This is a genomic window from Jannaschia seohaensis, from assembly GCF_900116765.1.
GTDB classification, from domain to species: Bacteria; Pseudomonadota; Alphaproteobacteria; order Rhodobacterales; family Rhodobacteraceae; genus Jannaschia; species Jannaschia seohaensis.
Genome location: NZ_UETC01000007.1, coordinates 131747 through 151091, shown reverse-complemented (window position 1 = coordinate 151091; position 19345 = coordinate 131747). Strand labels below are relative to the sequence as shown.

The following is a 19345-nucleotide window of genomic DNA, read 5'->3' as shown; positions in this document are numbered from 1 at the left end:
CCCCTCCGAGCCTCCGGCCGGCGTGATGCCTGCCTCGAAGGAGTCGAGCGCCGGAAAAGGGTCGCAAGTCGCGCCCCGGCCCTGAGCCGGGGCCTCCGACGCCCGTGCGCTCTTGCGCATGAACCGCCTGCACGCAGGCCGCGAGCGAGGCCCCGCACCAAGTCCGGGGCGCGCGGCGCGCCGTCTCGCCGCCCGACCTAGCCCAGCGGCTTCCAGCCGTTCTCCGCCAGGATGGCATGGCTGGCCTTGATGTCGCCATCCGGGTCGGTACCGGGCAGCAGCGCGTCGGCGATGATTTCCAGCACCGTTTCGCCGGTAAAGCCGATCTCCTTCAAAGCCGCCGCCACCGGGCCGGGATCGACGATCCCCGTGCCGAGTTTCGCGTGCACGAACTCGTCATATCCGGAATCCGAGATGTGCACGTTCTTGACCATATCGCCCATCATCCGGATCGCCTCCGCCGGATCCTCCTTGATGAAGGCGCTGTTGCAGATGTCGAAATTGATCCCGACCTCCGGGCCGATCAGCTTGGCGGTCTCCACCATGTCTTTGGCGGTCGGCAGGTAGGTGAAGGGGACGTTTTCCAGCAGCAGCTGCACGCCGGTGCCGTCGGCATAGTCCACCAGCTGCTTCATGCCTTCCACGAACCAGTTCAGCATCCACTCATGCGGCGGGTTGATGAGGCTGTTCACCGGGCCGGGGATGGCCACCACGTAGGGGCATTCGAGCTCCGCGGCGAGATCGATCGCCTCGCGGTAGCGGTCGAGCGTATAGGCCCGCATCAGCCGGTCCACCCCGTTGGGGTTGTTGTCCAGCAGCGGGTAGCAAAAGGACGAAATCCGGCAGCCCTCGCCGTCGAGCCAGCTCTTGTAGGCCTTGCGGTCGGCCACGGACAGCTCGCGCGGCCAGCAATGGGGCGGGAAGATCATCAACTCGAAGATGTCGTAGCCGAGCCCATTCAGATGCTTCAGCGCGTCCAGCCCGCTATGAGAGTAAAGATAGGGGAAGGTGCTTGCGGCAACGCTCAACTGGCTCATTCCGGGATCCTTTCCGCTTGTCACTCATCCGGTGACATGTTCAAATCGCGCACAAATGTTACTATACCGCACGAAACACGCGGTTCAATCGGAATGTGTCGAGCATGGCGTGCACCCTATTCTCCCCCATCGACCTGCGCGGGGTCACGGTGCCCAATCGGATCACCGTCGCCCCCATGTGTCAGTATTCGGCCACGAATGGCGTGCCCGGGGACTGGCACCTGGTCCATCTGGGCCAATTCGCGCAGTCCGGCCCGGGGCTCATCTTCGTCGAGGCCACCGGGGTCGAGCCCGAGGGCCGCATCACCCCCGGCTGCACCGGTCTCTACGACGACGCCACCGAGGCAGCCTTCGCGCGCATCGTGGCCTTCATGAAATCCGTGGGCCAGTCGGTCATCGGCATCCAGCTGGGCCATTCGGGCCGCAAGGGCAGCACGGTGGCACCTTGGGAGGGCGGCGGCCTGATCGAGGGCCCTGAGGGCTGGCAGACGGACTGCCCCTCCGCGGTGCCCTACCTGCCCGGCTGGCCGGAGCCCCGTGCCATGGATGCGGACGCGATGGCGCGGGTGAAGGCGGCCTTCGTCGACGCCACCCGCCGCGCGGACCGCGCGGGGTTCGACGTGATCCAGCTGCACGTGGCGCATGGCTATCTGCTGCACCAGTTCCTCTCCCCGATCACCAACCGGCGCGACGATGCCTATGGCGGCTCGTCCGAGAACCGGATGCGCTATCCGCTCGAAATCTTCGAGGCGGTGCGCGCGGCATTCCCGGACGACAAGCCCGTCCTGGTCCGGCTCTCGGCGACGGACTGGATCGAGGGCGGCTGGGACGTGGAGCAATCCGTCGCCTTCTGCCAAGCGCTCAAAGAACTCGGCTGCGACATGGTCGATGTCAGCAGCGGCGGGCTCGACCAGAGCCAGCAGATCATCGTGGGCCCGGGCTACCAGGTGGGCTTCGCCGAGCGCATCCGTCGGGAGGCGCAGATCCCCACCATGGCCGTCGGCCAGATCACCGACCCGGTGCAGGCAGAGACCATCTTGCTGTCGGGCCAGGCGGACATGGTCGCGCTCGCGCGGGGCATGCTCTGGGATCCGCGCTGGACGTGGAAGGCGGCCGTGGCCCTCGGGGCCGAGATCGCCCTGCCCGCGCCTTACGCACGCTGCAACCCGAAGCTGCGCGCGACCCCCTTCGTCAAGAGGACGTGACGCCATGACAACACTCGCGGGCAAGACCGTCGTCGTCACGGGGGTCTCCAAGGGCATCGGCGCGGCGGTGGCCGCGGCCATGGTCGCCGCCGGCGCCCGGGTGATCGGCCATTACGGACGCGACCGCGCCGGCGCCGAGACGGCGGTGGCGGGCGCCGCGGACGGACAGGCCACGCTGATCTCCGCCGATTTTCACGACATGGCCGCGGTAGACGCCTTCTGGGACGACTGCCGCGCCGCCGCCGGGGGCCGGATCGACACGCTCGTCAATAACGCGGGCATCATGCGCCAGACCGGCGGCATTCCCGACCCGATCGAGGATTGGGACGCCGTCTGGTCCGAGACCATGACGGTCAACGTCCACGCCCCTGCCCGGCTTTTGCGGCACGCGGTGCGCGACTGGCTCGACGCGGGAAAAGGCGGCTCGATCATCGGCATCGGCAGCTGGGCCGCCACGCGGGGCACGTCGAACCCGCGCGCCATCGCCTATGCCGCATCCAAGGCGGCGATCACCGCGGCCACCAAGACCGTGGCGCGCAACTACGCCGACCGCGGCATCCTGGCCTATGTCATCGCCCCGGGCGTCGTGCGCACGCAGATGTCCGTCGACAGCGCCGAAGCGGTGGGCGGCGAGGCCGCCGTGACCGCAGGCCTCCCCATGGGCGAATGGGTGCCGCCCGAGGACATCGGCGCACTCTGCGCCTTTCTCGCCGAGGGCCGCGCCCGGCACCTGACCGGGTCCACCATCGACCTGAATGGCGCGGCCTATATCCGATGAGCCAGACGCGTCCCGCCTCGGGCGCGGATCGGGAGCGGGACGCGCGGCGTCTCGCGGAGAGGGAGGGCCCCATGCTCGATCTTCGTCCCTCTCGCGCACCGGACGACACCCTCGAATCGCGTCCCGGCCTTGCGCCGGGACCTCGGCCAGCCAAGTCGCGCTGTCGTCTCCGGCCAATGCACCGGCGCAGACAGAGGTCCCGGCGCAAGGCCGGGACGCGGTGCGCCGGTTTGAAACTCCGTCGCTCCAGCCGGGGGCGACGCGCCGATGCGGAGGCGAGTGCATTGGTGGGCCGCGTAGCCGCGATGCGCGGGCGCCTCCGGCGCTCTTCCGCGCGATCCGACAGGCACCGGTCGCTGGCTGACGGGACCGGCCCGATCCCCCTACTCCGCCGCCGCGGGCCGGGCCTCGATCGCGTCCACGATCCGGTCGAGCTCCTCCATCAGCGGCACCATCTTCGCCACCCGCGCGCGACCTTCCTCGCCCAGGCTCTCGAAGGTGGTGATCGGCGCGCGCACGTCCCCCACCGGGTAGCCCGCCGCCGCCGCCAGCGCCTTGGAATAGCACTGATGCCCATAGAGCGGGTGCCCCTCGGTAATGATCGCGTCGAACTTGCCGATCACGCTCTGAACCGCCTGCACGTCTTCCCACCGCCCCTGCTCGGCCCATTCGACGAACTTGACCGAGGCGCGGGGGATGTAGTTGCCGTAGGGATTGACGTAGCCCACGGCGCCCATCTTGTAGCTCTCCAGGACGCGCTGGCCCGCCCAGACGTTCATCAGCCCATCCGACTCGAGGATGATGTCGTGGATACGCTCGATGCGCTGCGAGGCCTCCTTGATGTAGCGGATCTGCTCGAAGCTCTTGGTGAGCCGTCCCACCAGCCGCGCGGGCATGTCCACATTCGACGTGAACGGGTTGTTATAGAGCATGATCGGCAGCCCGCAGGCCTCGCAGATCGCCTTGTAGTAGTTGAAGATCTCGTCCTCGGTCGGGGTGTAGTAATAGGGGGGGATGATCATCAGACCGTCCGCCCCCAGCCGCTCGGCCTCGACCGAGTAGCGCACGGCGTTGGGCGTGTAGGCGTTCATGCTGCCCACCAGCACCTTCATGCGGCCATTCACCAGCTCGACGGTGCGGGCCACGTATTCGGAGCGTTCCTCGTCCGTGATGGTCAGGAACTCGCCCGTGGTGCCGAGGATGATGATGCCCGGCACGCCCGAGGCCACCTGCCAGTCGAGGAACCGCGCCCAGGCGTCGTAGTCGATGGCATCCCCCCCCTCGGTGAACGGGGTGATGGTAACCGTATAGCTGCCGGTGAAGGGAGCCGTCATGGCATGGTCCTCATTTTGGTCGGGAAGTTAAGTGTGGAGCGGATGGCGTGACGCGAGACACAGTCGACGTCGCCATCATCGGCGGGGGAATCGTAGGGCTGATGACCGCGCGGCACCTTCTGGCCGAAGGTCTCAGCGTGGCGCTCGTCGAGGCGGGCGATCTGGGCGCGGCGGCCTCGGGCGCCAATGCGGGGTCGCTGCATCTGCAGGTGCAATATCCGGAATTCATCTCGCTGGGCGAGGGCTGGGCACGGGCCTACATCCCCTGCCTGCGGTTCCTGAAGGCCTCGCTCGCGATGTGGGCGGAGCTCGAGGAGGCGCTCGGCGCGCCGCTCGGCGTCGGTCAGCGTGGCGGGCTCATCGTCGCCAAGACCGAAGAGCAGATGTCCCGCATCGCCGCCAAGGCCCGGATCGAGGCAGAGGCGGGCGTCGTGACCGATGTGCTGGATCGCACGCAACTCCGGGAGCTTGCACCCTATCTCGCGCCGGACGCCATCGGTGGCGGATTCTGCGCCGAGGAAGGCAAGGCCAACCCGCTGCTGGTGACGCCGGCCCTGGCGGGCGCGGTGACGCGGGCGGGGGCTCGGGTGCTGACCGGCACGCGGGTCACGGGGCTCGCGCCGGTGCAGGGGGGCTTCGTCCTCGCCACGGACAAGGGTCCGATCGCCTGCGAGCGGGTGGTCAACGCGGCGGGCGCCGCGGCGGGCCGCATCGGCGAGATGGTGGGCACGCCGCTCGCCATCGGAGGCTTCCCGTTGCAGGTCACCGTGACCGAGCCGGTCGGCCCCATCGTGCCGCATCTCGTCTACTCCGCCGCCGGAAAACTGAGCCTCAAGCAGCTCGCCAATGGCGGCTGCGTGATCGGCGGGGGATGGGCCGCGCAAGAGCGCGCGGATGGCGGCCTGACGCTCAATCCCGCGCGCTTCGCCGGCAACATGGCCATGGCTGCGCGGGTGGTGCCCGCCCTGACGCAGGCCCGCGCCCTGCGCAGCTGGACGGCCTGGGTCAACGGCACCGCGGACTGGCGACCGATCCTGGGGGAAGACCCCGGCACGCCCGGACTCGTGCATGCGCTCTTCCCCTGGGTCGGCTTCTCGGCCGGTCCGATGACCGCGCGCGTGGCCGCGGACCTGACGCTCGGGCGCGCGCCGTCGATGCCCCTCGAAGGGGTCTCGCATCTTTACGACGCGAAGGCCTGACCCACAGCACCGGCCAACCGGCTCATCGCGCCCCGGCCCCCGAGCCGGGGCCTCGCCCGCCTCCGGGCGCCGCTCCAACGGCCGGAGGGGTCCGCCGGCTGGCGGAGGTCCCGGGTCGAGCCCGGGACGGGTCTCCGTCGGCGCGGGCCGACAGACCATGCTCACGCGGCGCCGCGGGCCGTATCCGCCTCGCCCGACTTGCGCTTCCACGCCCGCCAGGTCATCGCCCATTTCGACGGATCCTCGAAGGCGTCGCCCTTGACCTGCGCGATGGCCTGGTTGTGCGGCGCCGTCTTGACCATCTCTGGGTCCGACCGCGCCTCTTCGCAGATCTTGGCGACGACATCGATCCACATGTCGATGTCCTCCTTCGACCAGAGCTCCCCCGCCTCGGGCGTGAAGGGCTCGGCCACGATCCACGGCTCATGGCTCATCCACCAGGGGTCGATGCCGTAATCCGCCATGCGGTTGGCGAAATCGACCGTGCCGACCCCGGTTTCCTGGGCGATCGGCTCCAGCGACCAGCGCGTCATTTCCATCCGGTGCGCGGACACGCCGGGATTGGAGCGCGCGAGCCCCTCGATCTCGGACAGCCGCTTGTCCATGTAGTTGTTGGCCACCACGGAGATGTCGGAGGCGAGGTCGATCCCCTCCGCGCCCATGGCCCGCGCCCAGGCATAGGCCTTCACCACCTGTGGGACGTTGCCCCAGAACTCGCGGATCTTGCCCATCGACTTGGGCCGGTCGTCGTCCAGCGCGTAGCCGTCGCCGGACTTCACCACCACGGGCGTCGGCAGGTAGGGCGCGAGCTCGTCCGAGCAGCCGAAGGCCCCCACGGCGGGCCCACCGCCCGCCTTGGGCGCGCCGAAGGTCTTGTGCAGCATGAACATGCAGGCATCGAAGCCCAGCTCCCGCGCCGAAAGCTTGCCCATCACGCCGTTGAAGTTGGCATGGTCGTAGAAGCAGAGCGCCCCGACCTCCTTGGCCGCCTTCACCCATTCCTTAATCTCGGGATTGTAGATCCCCATGTCGTCCGGGTTGTTGAGCATGATGAGCGCCGTGCGCTCGCTCACCGCCGCCTTGAGCGCGTCGAGCGACGGATAGCCGTTCTCCTCCAGGGGCAGGTTCACCACCTTAAAGCCCGCCGCCGCGGCGGTGGCCGGATTGCAGGGATGCGCCTGGATCGAGGTCACCATCTCGGTGCGCTCGCCCAGCTTGCCACGGTCCTGCCAATAGGCGCGCGCCACGCAGGCCATGGTATAGGCGGCGTTAGCCCCGCCGCCCGCCTGGAACACGAACTGGTCCATCCCCGAGAGCGAGCGCAGGATGCCGTCGAAATCGTGCATGATCTCCAGCACGCCCTGAAGCGTCTCGGGATGCTGATAGGGATGCACCTCCGCCAGCTCGGGACGCAGGGTCGCGAACTCGGCCGTCTTGGAGTTGTATTTCATCGTGCAAGTGCCGAAGAGGCTGATCCCCATCATGCCGAGCGTCATCTGGCTGAGATGCAGGTAGTGCCGCTGCGCCTCGAACTCGGTTATCTCGGGCAATTCCGGGCGGTCCTTGCGGGCCATGGCGGCCGGGATCAGGTCGGCGCCCACGGCCTCCGAAACCTCTGCCTCGGGCGCGGGGAAATGCTGTCCACGCCCGCCGGGCCGGCCCATCTCCATGACCACCGGCTCGTCCCATTTCGCGGCGTGAAACTGGGGTAGATCGGTCATGCCAGGATCTCCTTCATCGTATCTGCCAGGCGCCTGATGTCGTTCGCCGTATGGACCTCCGTCACGCAGTAGAGCGCGGACTGCCCGAGCCCGAGCCCCTCGCCGGACAAGTCCTTGCCGCCGAAGATGCCCCGCGCGCGCAACGCGTCGTTCACCTCGGCCACCGTCTTGCCGGTGTCGTCGAAATTCACGACGAACTCCTTGAAGGTCGTGTCCGGCCAGACGATCCGCACCCCGGGCACCTCGCCCAGAAGCTTCGCGGCATAGCGCGCGCGCGACACGATCAGCTGGCCCAACTCGCGGAAGCCCTCCGGCCCGAGAAGGCTCATGTAGACTGCACCCGCGATGGCCCAGAGATAGGTGGAATTGCCGGTCCAGTCGTTGCCGTTCTCGCGCATCCCGTAGGAATTCTGGTGCGGACAGGCGAGCCCGAAGCCGAGCTGGCCCGGCTCGCGAGTCTCGACCACCGACACGAGGAAGCCGTTATAGGCGCGCACGTAACGCTCCTCGTCGCGCGAGGCGATGAAGCCCCCTGCCCCACCGCCGCAGTGCATATGCACGCCGAGCGGCTGGACCGGCCCCGTCACGATGTCCGCGCCGTAATCGCCGGGCGCCGTCATCACGCCGAGGCTCAGCGGGTCCACGCCCACGACGGTCTCGACCCCGGCGGCGCGGGCCATCTTCGCGATCTCCGCCGCGCCGGTCTCGATGGTGCCGAGATAGGCCGGGTTTTCGAAGTAGACGGCGGCCACGTCCTCGCCGAGCTTGTCGGCCAGATCGCCCAGGTCCAGCCGGCCCGAGGTGGGATCGGCGGCCACCTCGACCACCTCGATCCGGGTCTGCATCTCCATCGGCTGGCAATAGGTGCGGATCACGCTCAGCCGCTCGGGGTCCGAAAAGGCAGGCACCAGCACCTTGGACCGTCCCGTGATGCGCGCCGCCATGCGCATGGCGTGGCCGATGGCGCAGCCCCAGGAATAGACGGGCAGCTGCACGACATCGAGATTGAGCAGCGCGCCCAGCTGCGAGGAGAATTCGAACCATGTCTGGTTGCGCCCGTGATCGGACTGGTAGCTGCCCCAGACATTGGTGGCGAATTCGGTGCGCCCGACGATCTCGTCCACGACGGCCGGAACGTGATGCTGCCAGACCCCGGCGCCGAGGAAGCTCAGATTGTCCTCGCAGCTGAGGTTCTTCTTGAGCTTGCTCACGAGGTCGCGCCTGAGTTCCATCTCAGAGGTCAGCGCCGGCGGAAGGTCGAGCGGGGTCTTGCGGAAGTGATCCTCGGGGATCTGCTCGAAGACCTCCTTGACCGAGGCGGCGCCGATCGCCGCCAGCATCTCGTCGATCACTCCGGGCGCGGAATTCGCCATCCATGGATGCGCGCGCATGTCGCTTGCCATCACCTTGCTCCCTGTCGCGATTCAGTCTGTTGCCGAATATTGTGCACAAAAGTTCGCATATCGCACACCATGAATCAACTCGCGGCGATACGCATCATCATCTCCCGCCGATAGCCGGTGCGCACCCGGACGAACCCGCTGATCTCGGCGTCGAGATCGGGGTCGCCGGTGTCCACCCAGAGCCGGGGCTGCGCCAGCGCGGCGATCTTGTCTTCGGTGCCGAGCACGATCAGCCCGCCCCGGCCCGCGCGGCGGATCAGCGCCGGGCCGATCTGCTGGTTGCCGCGCCCCAAGAGGAAACCCTGCTGGCCGGTCACGCCGAGCACGATCTTGACCGGGTGGCCGGCGCTTACATCCTCGAGCTGCCGCGCCGTGGCGTCGCGCGCGACGACCGCGCCGTTCAGCATGGCGTCGGTGCCGAGCACGGTGGGCGCATGACCGGCGGCCCGCATCACCGCGCCCGCGCTCGTGCCGGGGCCGATGACGTAGACCGTGCCCTCTTCCATCTGCTGCACGACCTCCGCGGCGGCCCCCATCAGCTCCGCGCCCCAATCCTTGCGCGGCCCGCCCTTCGACGCCTGGATGCGGCTGCCCGCCTTTGGAGTCCGCGCTTGCTCGTAGAGCCTCGGGGCGATCCGGCCCGCGCGCAGTGCATCCTCGTCGATATCCATGACCTCGGCCGCGTCGTCCCAGTCGACCGGTCCCTGCCCTTCAAGAAGGTCGGCGAGCAGCGCGCCCGCCGCCTCGGGCGAGATCGCAAAGACGCCGGAATGCATCTTCACCCCGCAAGGAACGCCCAGGATACCGGTGCCCGAGGGGACCCGCCCCGCCACGTCCCGCGCCGTCCCGTCGCCGCCGCCGAAGACGATCAGGTCGCAATCCGCCATCGCCATGACCGCCTGCCATGTGTCGCGCGCGGTGCCCGTCACCTGGGGCAAGGCCCGCACCTCCGTTGCGAGGTCGAGCCCCTCGACCCACTCCGCCCCGAGCGCCCCCGGCACCGTCACCAGCGCCGCGCCCGGCACCCGCGCCGCCAGCCTCGCCATGGCCCGCCGCACCCGCGGCCCGGCCTGCGCCACGGCGCCCCGGGCGAGCGCCTGCGCGACGATGTCCGGCCCGTCCGTGCCCTTGAGCCCGACGGCCCCGCCGAGCCCTGCATTCGGGTTGACGATCAGTCCGATCTTCAAAGGACGTTTCATGGCTCCAGCCGCTTTCCCTCATCCCGACGCCGCCCCGACGCCGCGCAGTTTCGCCGTTGACAGGCGCGGCGGAACCGACGCACGATCCATCGCGCACAAGTGTTCACAATGCGCACGCAGACCAGACCAAGGCAAGGGGGCGGCATGATCCGGTTCTTCTACAACATGGCGCCCAACCCGATGAAGGTGGCGCTGTTCCTGTACGAAGCGGACCTCGAACACGAACTCGTGCCCATCGACACCAAGAAGGCCGAGCAGCACACGGACACCTTCAAGGCGCTGAACCCCAACGCCAAGCTGCCCGTGCTGACCGATGGCGACGCGGTGATCTTCGACAGCAACGCCATCCTGCTCTACCTCGCCGAGAAGACCGGCCAGTTCCTGCCGCCCGAGGGCGACGCCAATCGCGGCGCGCTGCTGTCCTGGCTGATGTTCGTGGCCTCCGGGCTCGGACCCTTCTCCGGCCAGGCGGTCCACTTCCGCAACTTCGCCCCCGAGAAGCCGCCCTACGCGGTCAAGCGCTACGACTACGAGGCGCGGCGGCATTGGCAGATCGTCGACGACCGGCTGGCGAAGGGGCCCTACATGCTGGGCGAGACCTATACGATCGTCGATATGGCCGTCTGGGGCTGGGGCTCGCGGCTGACCTACATGCTGGGCGACGACGCCATCATGGAGAAATACCCCAATCTCGACCGCCTCATGAGCGAGATCGACGCCCGCCCCGCGGCCCACCGCGCCGCCGCGCTGAAGGATCACCACGCCTTCAAGGCGGAATTCGACGAGGCGGCCATGCGCTCGCTCTACCCGCAGGTCTTCGCCCCCGACATCGAGTTGGGCGAGAGCCCCGCTTGAGCACGCCCCGGACCGTCATCGTCACTGGCGGCGGCTCCGGCATCGGGGCGGCCACGGCCCGGCGCTTCGCCGCGGACGGCGCGACGGTCTTCTGCGCCGATATCGACCGCGAGGCGGCCGCCCGGGTCGCCGCCGAGATCGGTGAATCCGGGGGCCGGGCGGAGGCCCTGCGCTGCGACGTGACCGACGAGTCTTCCGTGGCCGGGATGGTGGCGCGCGTGACGGAGGCCACGGGCCGGATCGACTGCGTCGCGGCCAATGCGGGCGCGATGGTCGAGGGCGGCATCCTCGCGCTCGACCTCGAAGACTGGCGCCGCGCGCTCGACGTGAACGCCACTGGCGCCTTCCTGACCGCGCGCGCTACCCTGCCGGAGCTCGTCAAGACAAGCGGCGCCCTGGTCTTCACCGCCTCCACGGTGGGGCTTGCGGGGATGAAGGGCGTCGCCGCCTATTCTGCGGCGAAGGGCGCGGTCGTGGCGCTCACCCGCCAGCTGGCCGCCGATTTCGCGGCCGAGGGGGTGCGGGTGAACGCCGTCGCGCCGGGTGCCGTGCGCACGCCCCTCTCGGAGTCGCAATTCCGCGCCCGCGCGACCGATGAGGCCGACCTCGAACGGCTGCTGTCCGGCGTGATCCAACGCTATCCGCTCTCGCGATGGGGCCGCGCCGAAGAGATCGCGGAGGCCATCCATTTCCTCGGCACCGACCGCGCCTCGTGGATCACCGGGCATATCATGCCCATTGAGGGCGGGCTCCTGCAGACTCGCTGAAAGCCCCAGGAAAGGAGACGCCATGCCCCACGCCCGCACTCTGGAAGGGCTTTGCGACCGCGCCGAGATCACCGACCTGATCCACGCCTATTGCTTTCATTTCGACCGCGCCGACCCCGATGGCGTGGCCGCGCTCTTCACCGAGGACGCGGTCATCGACTACGGCCCCGACGTCGATATCGTGACCGGCGCGGCGGCGCTGCATGCCATGGTGACGAAGGGCGCCACGACGCTCTTCGCGGCGACAAGCCACCATGTCTCCAACGTCACCGTGACCTTCGAGACCCCCGACCGCGCGACCTCGAACTGCTACCTCTACGCTTGGCACCGCTACCGCGCGGACGGGCGGGAAAGCGAGCTCTGGGGGCAGTACGATCACACGTTCCAGCGCACCGGCGCGGGCTGGCGGATCGCGCGGCTGACGCTTTCGGCCGCGGGGACGCGCGCCTTCCACCGCGCGAACATGCACCCCGTGCCGCGCAAGCTGGGGCCGTAGGCAGGGCGCGAGCTGCGCGGAAAGCCCCCCTACGCGACCGCGTTGCCCAGGGGCCGGAATGGCTCGAACCCCGTCCAGAACGTTCAGCGATCGAAGGTCTGTCCCCCGGCGCGACGGCCCGATGGATCGCTCCTTCGGTTCCAACTAGGCGGCACCGTCCCGAAACGGGGATCAGTCGCAAGAGACATAGCCCGTGCGTCGGCATTCCCGGAGCAATGCCTCGGCTCGCCGAACTTCCTGCGCTTGCATCAAGTCGCGTAAATTCCGGGCCATCTCCCTGCCCAGATCGCTGCCGTTCTCGCCCGCGAGGCTATACCAGCCCCACGCCCGCACGATGTCCTGATCGTCGGAGCGATAGGAGGCCGCGACGTATGTCTGCATCTCGGGGAGATTTCCCCGCGCCTGCGCATGCCCCTGCCGGGCCGCGCGCCCTGTCCAGATAATGGCCTTGCGCAGGTCGGTCTGCACGCCTTCACCGACGGCATACATGTAGCCCACCTGAAATTGCGCCTGTGCCAATCCGCCCTCAACCGCGCGCCCATACCACTCGAAGGCCTTCTGGTTCGACCGGCGCACCCCGTCGCCATTGGTGTACATCCTTCCAAGATTGTAGGCCGCCGCCGGATCGCCTGCGCGCGCCTCCTCCGTCCAGATCGCCCGCGCGGTCGCGAAATCGCCCCGCTGTGCGGCCTGGAGTCCCGTTTCGCCTCTGGCGGGACCGATCAAGACAGCACTTGCGATAAGGACGACCGATATCAACTTGGATCGTCTTTGTGTCGTAACGGTCATTTTGCCCTCCCCAATCGGGCATCACGGTAAGGGCAAGGATCCGTCCTTGCATTGCAGTGAATCAATCGAGTGTCGGCGAAGGCGGTTCACGCAGCCGCATCGAGCGAAGCCTGCCCGGCCGATCACATCGCGCGTGCAGCATCGTCCCTGGACGGCACCGTCTTTGGTTCCGTCGCGGCGGAGTTCTAGGTGTTGTCCAATCGCGATGACGATGAGCTTTCCGATCGCGAGCCCGGCGATCGATGGGACGTGCGGTCGATGCGCCGCCGAATTTCGACCCGGACGAGCACCCTCCGGTCACGCTGATCGGAGGGGGACTGGGCCAGTACGAACCCGTTGCCGAGCGCCTTTGCGGCCAGCAGGCAGGGCTACTCGTGTGCTATGTCCAGCGGGCCGAGCAGCTCATGGGTGGAGACACTCAACTACACCGTTCGGTTGCCCCGGCGCGACTTGTCGCATGGGACATCCGGCTGGGCTTCGCTGATTTGGATGGGTTCTCTTCAGCGCGAAGCGGTGTAGAAGGACAGGCTGCGCGCGTTCACCGGGCAGGTCGCGTCCGCGGTGACATCTCCGGTAAACACCCAGTTTCCACCGCTGGCATGCAGTTCCTTGATATCCTCGGGGTTGCTTGAGATCGTCGAGTCATGGACGATGCAGTCCCGGCCGCCGCTTCGCCCCTGAAAAAGCACGCCGATCTGACCGTTTCCGGAGACATTGCAACGAGTCAGAACGACCCCGCGGGCATTCGAGACCATGATGCCCACCTCAGCATTGTTTACGAAGGTGCCCGATATCATGACAGTCTCCAAAACCTTTACGGCCGACCCGCTGAGTGACAGCCCGCGCTTGCAGTTGCTGGCGCGGCCTTCCACGACGACGTTTCGAAGCGGACTATAGGAAGAATCGAGCATGACTCCATTGCCGGTCGTGTCACTGACGTCCGCCCGGCACAAGACACCGACACCGCCATCCAGATGAATGCCCGAATGCATCGTGTCGCGCCCCGCGTTGCTTATCGTGACATCCACCAGCATGTTTGACGCATCGCTGGTTGAAACGCCGCTCCAGCCCAGCTTGCGCATGGTGCAGTTCCGAACGGTGATAGTTGACGAGCCGTTGAAGTGAGTGGCCGTCTGGCGGATGTCGTGAAAATCCACGTCTTCGACCCGAACGTCGCGGGTCTTCTTCATGTAGATAGCGCAGCAGAAGGTCAGGGCCTTGTGATGACCCTGCCGCTCCTGCGTATCGCCATGGCCTTCCACGGAAAAGCCGCTCAAACTCAGATTGGAGTTTCCGCGTTGATGGTCGATATTGGTGAAAAGATGGCAATGGCTCCCCGGAGCCAGGACCAGACGGGTCTTTTCCTTGCCCGACCCGACGATCGACGTGTTGGATGGGAGGAAGACGGTTTTCTCGAAGACGAATTCGCCTGGCGACAGTTGGACGTTCACACCGGCAGGATACTTCTCTCCGATGCGGTACAAGGCGTCGGCGTTTTCCGGGTCGATGACAATGGTTGAAACTTCGGTCAATGTGACTTCTCTACGCGTGACATTAGGCTCCGGACTCATAACCAGCAGCTGACGGTGGCGGCGAGGGTGACGGCGGAGAGGAGGACATCGGCCCTTCGGTCGTAACGGGTGGCGATCCGGCAGACGTCCTTGAGCCTGCCGAACATGCGCTCGATGGCGTTGCGGTCGCGGTAGAAGTCGCGGCACCAGAAGATGCGGCGCTTGCGCTTCTTCCTCGGCGGGATGTTCGGGAAGGCGCCGAGGCGCTTCACTTGCTCGCGCAGCGCGGTGCTGTCGTAGCCCTTGTCCCCGAGGACGACGAGGGCGTGGGGTGGCAGGCGTTCCAGCAGCGTCTCTGCCGCGATGCAGTCCGCAACGTTGCCGCCGGTCAGCATCAGCCGCACGGGGCGGCACCAGCGGTCCGCGCGCGCGTGGATCTTGGTCGTGCGCCCGCCGCGCGACCGTCCGACGCCCAGCGCGACCTCGCCCCCTTTCCTCCACTCGCGGAACGGTGGGCGGAGACGGCAGAGCTGTCGATGAGGACCTGCGCGGGCGGGCCGCCGGCATCGGCCAGGGCCTCGAAGATACGGACCCAGTGGCCCTCTCCGCCCAACGGCGCCAACGGTCTAGAGCGTCTTGCGCGGGCCTTACTCGGCAGGCGTGTCGAACCATCGGCAGCCGGACTTCAGCACATGCACGATGCCCGAGATCACTCGCCGGTCGTCCACCCGCGCCACGCCGCGAACCTTGTCGGGAAGAAGCGGTCTGAGCCGCTCCATCTGCGCCTCGCTCAGCCAGAAAAGGGTCTCAGACATGGCCATCCTCCCGGAACGGCGCCCGTGACTCACGAACCAGCTGACGACGCTAGACGGGTAATGGGTCCGGAGCCTAGGCTCTAGAGCACGCCCGCGCGCCGAGGCCGGACGACCCACCTCGGCGCGCCTGATACGAGACGGCGGGCCGCCGGAAGGAGCCACGCGATGACGTTGCCGCGCCCCATGACGCTGCTGATCGGGTTGGCGGTGCTGCTGGCCCTGCCCTTCGCGGTGGTGTCGGCCCGGCAGGGCATCGACGGTCTCGATCTGGTCCTGGCCACGCCGACACGCTTCGTCCATCCCGAGGACGGCTGGGCCAGCCGCGCGCTCTTCGTCCACATGATCGCGGGCGCGGCGGTCACGGTCCTGGCCCTGCTTCAGCCCGTCGCGGCGATCCGGACCCGCTGGCCGCGGGTACACCGCGTCTCGGGCCGAATCGTGGTGGGCGGCGCGCTGATCACCGCGGCGGGCGGCCTGACCTACATCGCAAGGCAGGGCACCGTGGGCGGGCCGGGGATGAGCGCGGGCTTCGCGCTCTATGGCGTGCTGCTGGGGGCGGCGGCGGTGCAGACGATCCGCGTCGCCCGCGCGCGCGACACCGCCCGCCATCGCCGCTGGGGCCTGCGGCTGATGTGGCTGGCAATCGGCTCCTGGCTCTATCGGGTGCAATACGGGCTCTGGTATGCGGCGACCGGAGGGCTGGCCTCCACCGAGGCGTTCGACGGAGCCTTCGATCGCGCGATGTTCGTGGGCTTCTTCCTGCCCCAGCTTCTCCTGCTCGAACTGTATCTCCGCCGCCGCCCCGCGCCCTCGGCCGAGCCGTCGTAGGGCGGGGGTATCCCCGCCCTACCCCCGTTGAACCCGGCGCGCGCGCCCGCTAGACCGCGCCGAACCACCCGCAATCCGCCCCGAGGCCCCATGTCCATCGACACAGAGACCGCCCGCCGCACAGCCAAGCTCGCGCGCATTGCCGTCCCAGAGGAGCGCCTGCCCGCCCTCGCAGGCGAATTCAACGCCATCCTCGGCTTCATCGAGCAATTGCAGGAGGTGGACGTGGACGGCGTCGAACCGATGGTCTCGGTCACCCCGATGCGCCTGAAGCGCCGCGATGACGTGGTCACCGATGGCAACCAGGCCGAAGCGATTCTGGCCAACGCCCCCGAGGCCCGCGAGGGCTTTTTCGCCGTGCCGAAGGTGGTCGAATGAGCGCCCTGACCGACCTGACCATCGCCGAGGCGCGCGACCTGCTGCGCGCCGGCGAGACGACCGCCCTGGCGCTGACCGAGGCGCATCTGGAGGCCATTGAGGGCGCGGGCGCCCTGAACGCCTTCGTGCATCACACGCCCGAGATCGCGCGCGCGCAGGCGAAGGCCGCCGACGCCCGGATCGCGCGCGGCGACCAGCCCGACATGTGCGGCATCCCGATCGGTGTGAAGGATCTGTTCTGCACCAAGGGCGTGCTCTCTCAGGCGGCGTCCAAGATTCTCGACGGGTTCAAGCCGCCCTATGAGTCGACCATCACCGACAAGCTGTTCCACGATGGCGCGATCATGCTGGGCAAGCTCAACATGGACGAATTCGCCATGGGGTCCTCGAACGAGACCTCGGTCTACGGCGACGCCGTGAACCCCTGGCGCGCCGGCAATTCCGAAGCCGCCCTGACCCCTGGCGGCTCGTCGGGCGGGTCCGCCGCTGCCGTCTCGGCCCATCTCTGCCTGGGCGCGCTGGGCACCGATACCGGCGGCTCGATCCGTCAGCCCGCCGCCTTCACCGGGATCACCGGGATCAAGCCGACCTATGGCCGCTGCTCGCGCTGGGGCATCGTCGCCTTCGCCAGCAGTCTCGACCAGGCGGGTCCGATGACCCGCTCCGTCCGGGATGCGGCGATTTTCCTGCGCGCCATGTCCGGCCACGACCCGAAGGACTCGACCTCCGCCGATCTGCCCGTCCCCGATTTCGAGGCGATGCTGACCGGCGATATCCGCGGCCAGGTCATCGGCATCCCCAAGGAATACCGCATCGACGGCATGCCGGAAGAGATCGACACCCTCTGGCAGCAAGGCATCGACATGCTGCGCGACGCGGGCGCCGAGATCCGCGACATCTCTCTGCCGCATACGAAATACGCCCTCCCGGCCTATTACGTCATCGCCCCTGCCGAGGCGTCGTCGAACCTCGCGCGCTATGACGGCGTGCGCTTCGGCCACCGCGCCAAGCTGAGCCAGGGCGACGGCATCACCGAGATGTACGAGAAAACCCGCGCGGAAGGCTTCGGCGACGAGGTCCAGCGCCGGGTCATGGTCGGCACCTACGTGCTGTCCGCGGGCTTCTACGACGCCTATTACAACCGCGCCCGGAAGGTCCGCACGCTCATCAAGAAGGACTTCGAGGACGTCTTCGCCGCCGGGGTCGACGCGATCCTGACCCCGGCCACGCCCTCCAGCGCGTTCGAACTCGGCGCGATGGAGGATGCGGACCCGATCCAGATGTATCTCAACGACGTCTTCACCGTGACGGTGAACCTCGCCGGCCTCCCGGGGATCGCGGTCCCCACCGGCCAGGATCGGCGCGGCCTGCCCATGGCGCTGCAACTGATCGGCAAGCCCTGGGAAGAGGGTGCGTTGATGAATGTGGCACAGTCGCTCGAGGACCGTGCCGGCTTCGTGGCACGTCCCGAGAAATGGTGGTAAGAGAAGCAGGGTACTGACCCCGAGGCGTTTTCCATGCGCGTAAGACCCGTCCTGGCCACGTTGGCCGCCCTGACCGTCCTCGCGGCTTGTGAGCCCCCGATCCCCGATAGCGGGGCGGTCGTGCGCGGCCCGGGCTTCGAGACCCCGGCGCAGATCGCGGCGCGTGAGGCCGCGCTGCGCCGCAACCCGCTCACCCCTGCGCAGACCGTGCTGCCGCCGGACAGCCCGCCCGGCAGCAGCGCCGTGGTGGTCAGCGGTCGGACAATGCCTGCCTCCGAGGCGGAGCAGTTGGCCGCCGATACCAGAGCCGTCTTGGGCGTGCCCGCGCCGCAAGCGCCCGTCACCGTGCCCAGCCAGACCGCGGAGGCCCCCGAGCCGCTCCCCGCTCCGGCCCCCCTCCCGGACACCGCGACGGCCGCCGTCGAGCTGGACCGGGACAATCCGGGCCTCAGCCGCGAGCAGGATTTCGCCGCCGTCGCCGCCCAGCGTTCGATCGAGGCCGACGCCGCCCGCGTCAACGCCGCCCGCCAGCAGTTCCAGGTGGTCCAGCCGCGAGAGTTGGAACGCCCGGACGAGGTCGGCCCCAATATCGTGTCCTACGCGCTCGAACGCGCCCGGCCGGTCGGCGCCTCCGGCAGCTTCCGCCGCAGCCTGACCGCCAGCGAGCGCGCCGCCGCCCGCCGCTGCCAGGGCTACCGCACCGACGATGTCGCCCAGGAGGAATTCCTGAGCGCCGGCGGCCCCGAGCGGGACCGGCTGGGTCTGGACCCCGATGGCGACGGAAACGCCTGCGACTGGGATCCGGCCACGTTCCGCAGCCTCATCCGTAACTGAGTGCTCCCCGACGTTCCTGAGCCGCGCCTCCTCGACTCGCCCAACCAAGGCGCTCGCCGCCAGGGGGCCCTCCCGCGCCTGATCGTCCTTCATTACACCGCGATGCGCGGGGGCGCTGGGCCGGCCATCGACTGGCTTTGCAGCCCGGCCGCCCAGGTCTCGGCCCATTACGTCATCGACGAACGCGGCCCCGTCGCCCGGCTGGTCCCCGAGGATCGCCGCGCCTGGCATGCCGGCGCGGGCAGTTGGGGCGGCTGCGACGACGTCAACTCGATCTCGATCGGAATCGAGCTGTCGAACGACGGCGCCGCCCCCTTTCCCGAGCCACAGATGGCGCGGCTGGAGGCGCTCTTGCGCGGCCTGATGAAGCGCCACGGCATTCCCCCCCAAGGCGTGATCGGCCATTCCGACTGCGCTCCAGGGCGCAAGATCGACCCGGGCCCCCGCTTCGACTGGCGCCGCCTCGCGCGGCAGGGCCTCGCCGTTTGGCCCGAAAAGGGCGCGCAAGCGACCGATGAGGCCCGCTTCGCGCGGGACATGCGCCGCGCGGGATGGACCGCCGCCGTCCCCATCGACACGCTCCTGCACAGCCTGCGCCTCCGCTTCCGCCCTTGGGCGACAGGCCCGCTCGACGGGCGGGACTGCGCCATCGCCGCCGACATCGCCCGCCGCTTTCCCGTTGACCCGCCGCACGGGAATACCTAGCTCCGCC

At 68.4% G+C, this 19345-nt stretch carries 18 protein-coding genes and 1 pseudogene; 11 read left to right on the top strand and 8 right to left on the bottom strand.

Translation table 11 applies throughout. The features are described 5' to 3' along the window. Positions 1-197: 197 nt before the first annotated feature. Positions 198-1037, bottom strand: coding sequence for a sugar phosphate isomerase/epimerase family protein (locus tag DTQ71_RS15385; RefSeq protein ID WP_109565179.1), 840 nt, complete (start codon positions 1035-1037; stop codon positions 198-200). Positions 1038-1141: 104 nt separating this feature from the next. Between DTQ71_RS15385 and DTQ71_RS15380 the strand changes: the two genes are divergently transcribed. After that, entirely contained in the window at positions 1142-2242 is a 1101-nt protein-coding gene (locus tag DTQ71_RS15380; protein ID WP_109565178.1) for an NADH:flavin oxidoreductase/NADH oxidase, read from the top strand. A 4-nt stretch (positions 2243-2246) separates the two neighbouring features. Next, complete coding sequence (locus DTQ71_RS15375; RefSeq protein WP_109565177.1) at positions 2247-3020, top strand: SDR family NAD(P)-dependent oxidoreductase; 774 nt, start codon at positions 2247-2249, stop codon at positions 3018-3020. A gap of 383 nt (positions 3021-3403) precedes the next feature. Here DTQ71_RS15375 and DTQ71_RS15370 read toward each other — a convergent pair whose 3' ends face one another. Continuing rightward, positions 3404-4354 (bottom strand): dihydrodipicolinate synthase family protein, encoded by a 951-nt coding sequence (locus tag DTQ71_RS15370; protein WP_109565176.1) that lies wholly within the window; start codon positions 4352-4354, stop codon positions 3404-3406. 47 nt (positions 4355-4401) lie between these two features. Here DTQ71_RS15370 and DTQ71_RS15365 point away from each other — a divergent pair, with 47 nt between their 5' ends. Further along, the gene (locus DTQ71_RS15365) at positions 4402-5553 is read left to right on the top strand and encodes an NAD(P)/FAD-dependent oxidoreductase (RefSeq protein WP_109565175.1); all 1152 of its coding nucleotides are present in this window, start codon (positions 4402-4404) and stop codon (positions 5551-5553) included. A 161-nt stretch (positions 5554-5714) separates the two neighbouring features. On the opposite strand, the gene gcvPB is transcribed toward DTQ71_RS15365, so the two are convergent. From gcvPB to DTQ71_RS15350, 3 genes are all read right to left on the bottom strand, one after another. After that, positions 5715-7274: an aminomethyl-transferring glycine dehydrogenase subunit GcvPB gene (gene gcvPB / locus DTQ71_RS15360; RefSeq protein WP_109565174.1), complete on the bottom strand. Its 1560-nt coding sequence runs from the start codon at positions 7272-7274 to the stop codon at positions 5715-5717. Beyond that, the gene (gene gcvPA, locus DTQ71_RS15355) at positions 7271-8677 is read right to left on the bottom strand and encodes an aminomethyl-transferring glycine dehydrogenase subunit GcvPA (protein ID WP_211317145.1); all 1407 of its coding nucleotides are present in this window, start codon (positions 8675-8677) and stop codon (positions 7271-7273) included. Before gcvPA ends, gcvPB begins: the two co-directional genes overlap by 4 nt. 74 nt (positions 8678-8751) lie before the next feature. Then, a complete protein-coding gene (locus DTQ71_RS15350) occupies positions 8752-9876 on the bottom strand; it encodes an ATP-NAD kinase family protein (RefSeq protein ID WP_109565173.1) in 1125 nt (374 codons plus the stop codon). A 144-nt stretch (positions 9877-10020) separates the two neighbouring features. Between DTQ71_RS15350 and DTQ71_RS15345 the strand changes: the two genes are divergently transcribed. The 3 genes from DTQ71_RS15345 to DTQ71_RS15335 are packed head-to-tail and all read left to right on the top strand — an operon-like array spanning position 10021 to position 11994. Then, the gene (locus tag DTQ71_RS15345; protein WP_109565172.1) at positions 10021-10731 is read left to right on the top strand and encodes a glutathione S-transferase family protein; all 711 of its coding nucleotides are present in this window, start codon (positions 10021-10023) and stop codon (positions 10729-10731) included. Then, entirely contained in the window at positions 10728-11498 is a 771-nt protein-coding gene (locus tag DTQ71_RS15340; protein ID WP_170125452.1) for an SDR family NAD(P)-dependent oxidoreductase, read from the top strand. Before DTQ71_RS15345 ends, DTQ71_RS15340 begins: the two co-directional genes overlap by 4 nt. Positions 11499-11520: 22 nt before the next feature. Then, positions 11521-11994, top strand: coding sequence for a nuclear transport factor 2 family protein (locus DTQ71_RS15335; RefSeq protein WP_109565170.1), 474 nt, complete (start codon positions 11521-11523; stop codon positions 11992-11994). A 171-nt stretch (positions 11995-12165) separates the two neighbouring features. Here DTQ71_RS15335 and DTQ71_RS15330 read toward each other — a convergent pair whose 3' ends face one another. The 3 genes and pseudogenes from DTQ71_RS15330 to DTQ71_RS15320 all read right to left on the bottom strand — a co-directional run bounded on the left by DTQ71_RS15330 (position 12166) and on the right by DTQ71_RS15320 (position 15109). Next, positions 12166-12720 (bottom strand): tetratricopeptide repeat protein, encoded by a 555-nt coding sequence (locus DTQ71_RS15330; protein ID WP_170125451.1) that lies wholly within the window; start codon positions 12718-12720, stop codon positions 12166-12168. Positions 12721-13283: 563 nt separating this feature from the next. Next, entirely contained in the window at positions 13284-14315 is a 1032-nt protein-coding gene (locus tag DTQ71_RS15325; RefSeq protein WP_170125450.1) for a right-handed parallel beta-helix repeat-containing protein, read from the bottom strand. 35 nt (positions 14316-14350) lie between these two features. Then, positions 14351-15109: pseudogene (locus tag DTQ71_RS15320) on the bottom strand (IS5 family transposase). A gap of 165 nt (positions 15110-15274) precedes the next feature. Here DTQ71_RS15320 and DTQ71_RS15315 point away from each other — a divergent pair. The 5 genes from DTQ71_RS15315 (at position 15275) to DTQ71_RS15295 (ending at position 19338) form a co-directional block, all read left to right on the top strand. Further along, positions 15275-15937, top strand: a complete 663-nt coding sequence (locus DTQ71_RS15315) for a DUF2306 domain-containing protein (protein ID WP_109565167.1) — start codon at positions 15275-15277, stop codon at positions 15935-15937. Between the two features lie 90 nt (positions 15938-16027). Beyond that, positions 16028-16315 (top strand): Asp-tRNA(Asn)/Glu-tRNA(Gln) amidotransferase subunit GatC, encoded by a 288-nt coding sequence (gatC, locus tag DTQ71_RS15310; RefSeq protein WP_109565166.1) that lies wholly within the window; start codon positions 16028-16030, stop codon positions 16313-16315. Then, positions 16312-17799 (top strand): Asp-tRNA(Asn)/Glu-tRNA(Gln) amidotransferase subunit GatA, encoded by a 1488-nt coding sequence (gene gatA / locus DTQ71_RS15305; protein WP_109565165.1) that lies wholly within the window; start codon positions 16312-16314, stop codon positions 17797-17799. The genes gatC and gatA overlap by 4 nt, the downstream gene beginning before the upstream one ends. 33 nt (positions 17800-17832) lie before the next feature. After that, the gene (locus tag DTQ71_RS15300; protein ID WP_109565164.1) at positions 17833-18633 is read left to right on the top strand and encodes a hypothetical protein; all 801 of its coding nucleotides are present in this window, start codon (positions 17833-17835) and stop codon (positions 18631-18633) included. Then, positions 18634-19338: an N-acetylmuramoyl-L-alanine amidase gene (locus DTQ71_RS15295; protein ID WP_484131448.1), complete on the top strand. Its 705-nt coding sequence runs from the start codon at positions 18634-18636 to the stop codon at positions 19336-19338. It abuts the gene before it with no gap. Positions 19339-19345: the final 7 nt, after the last annotated feature.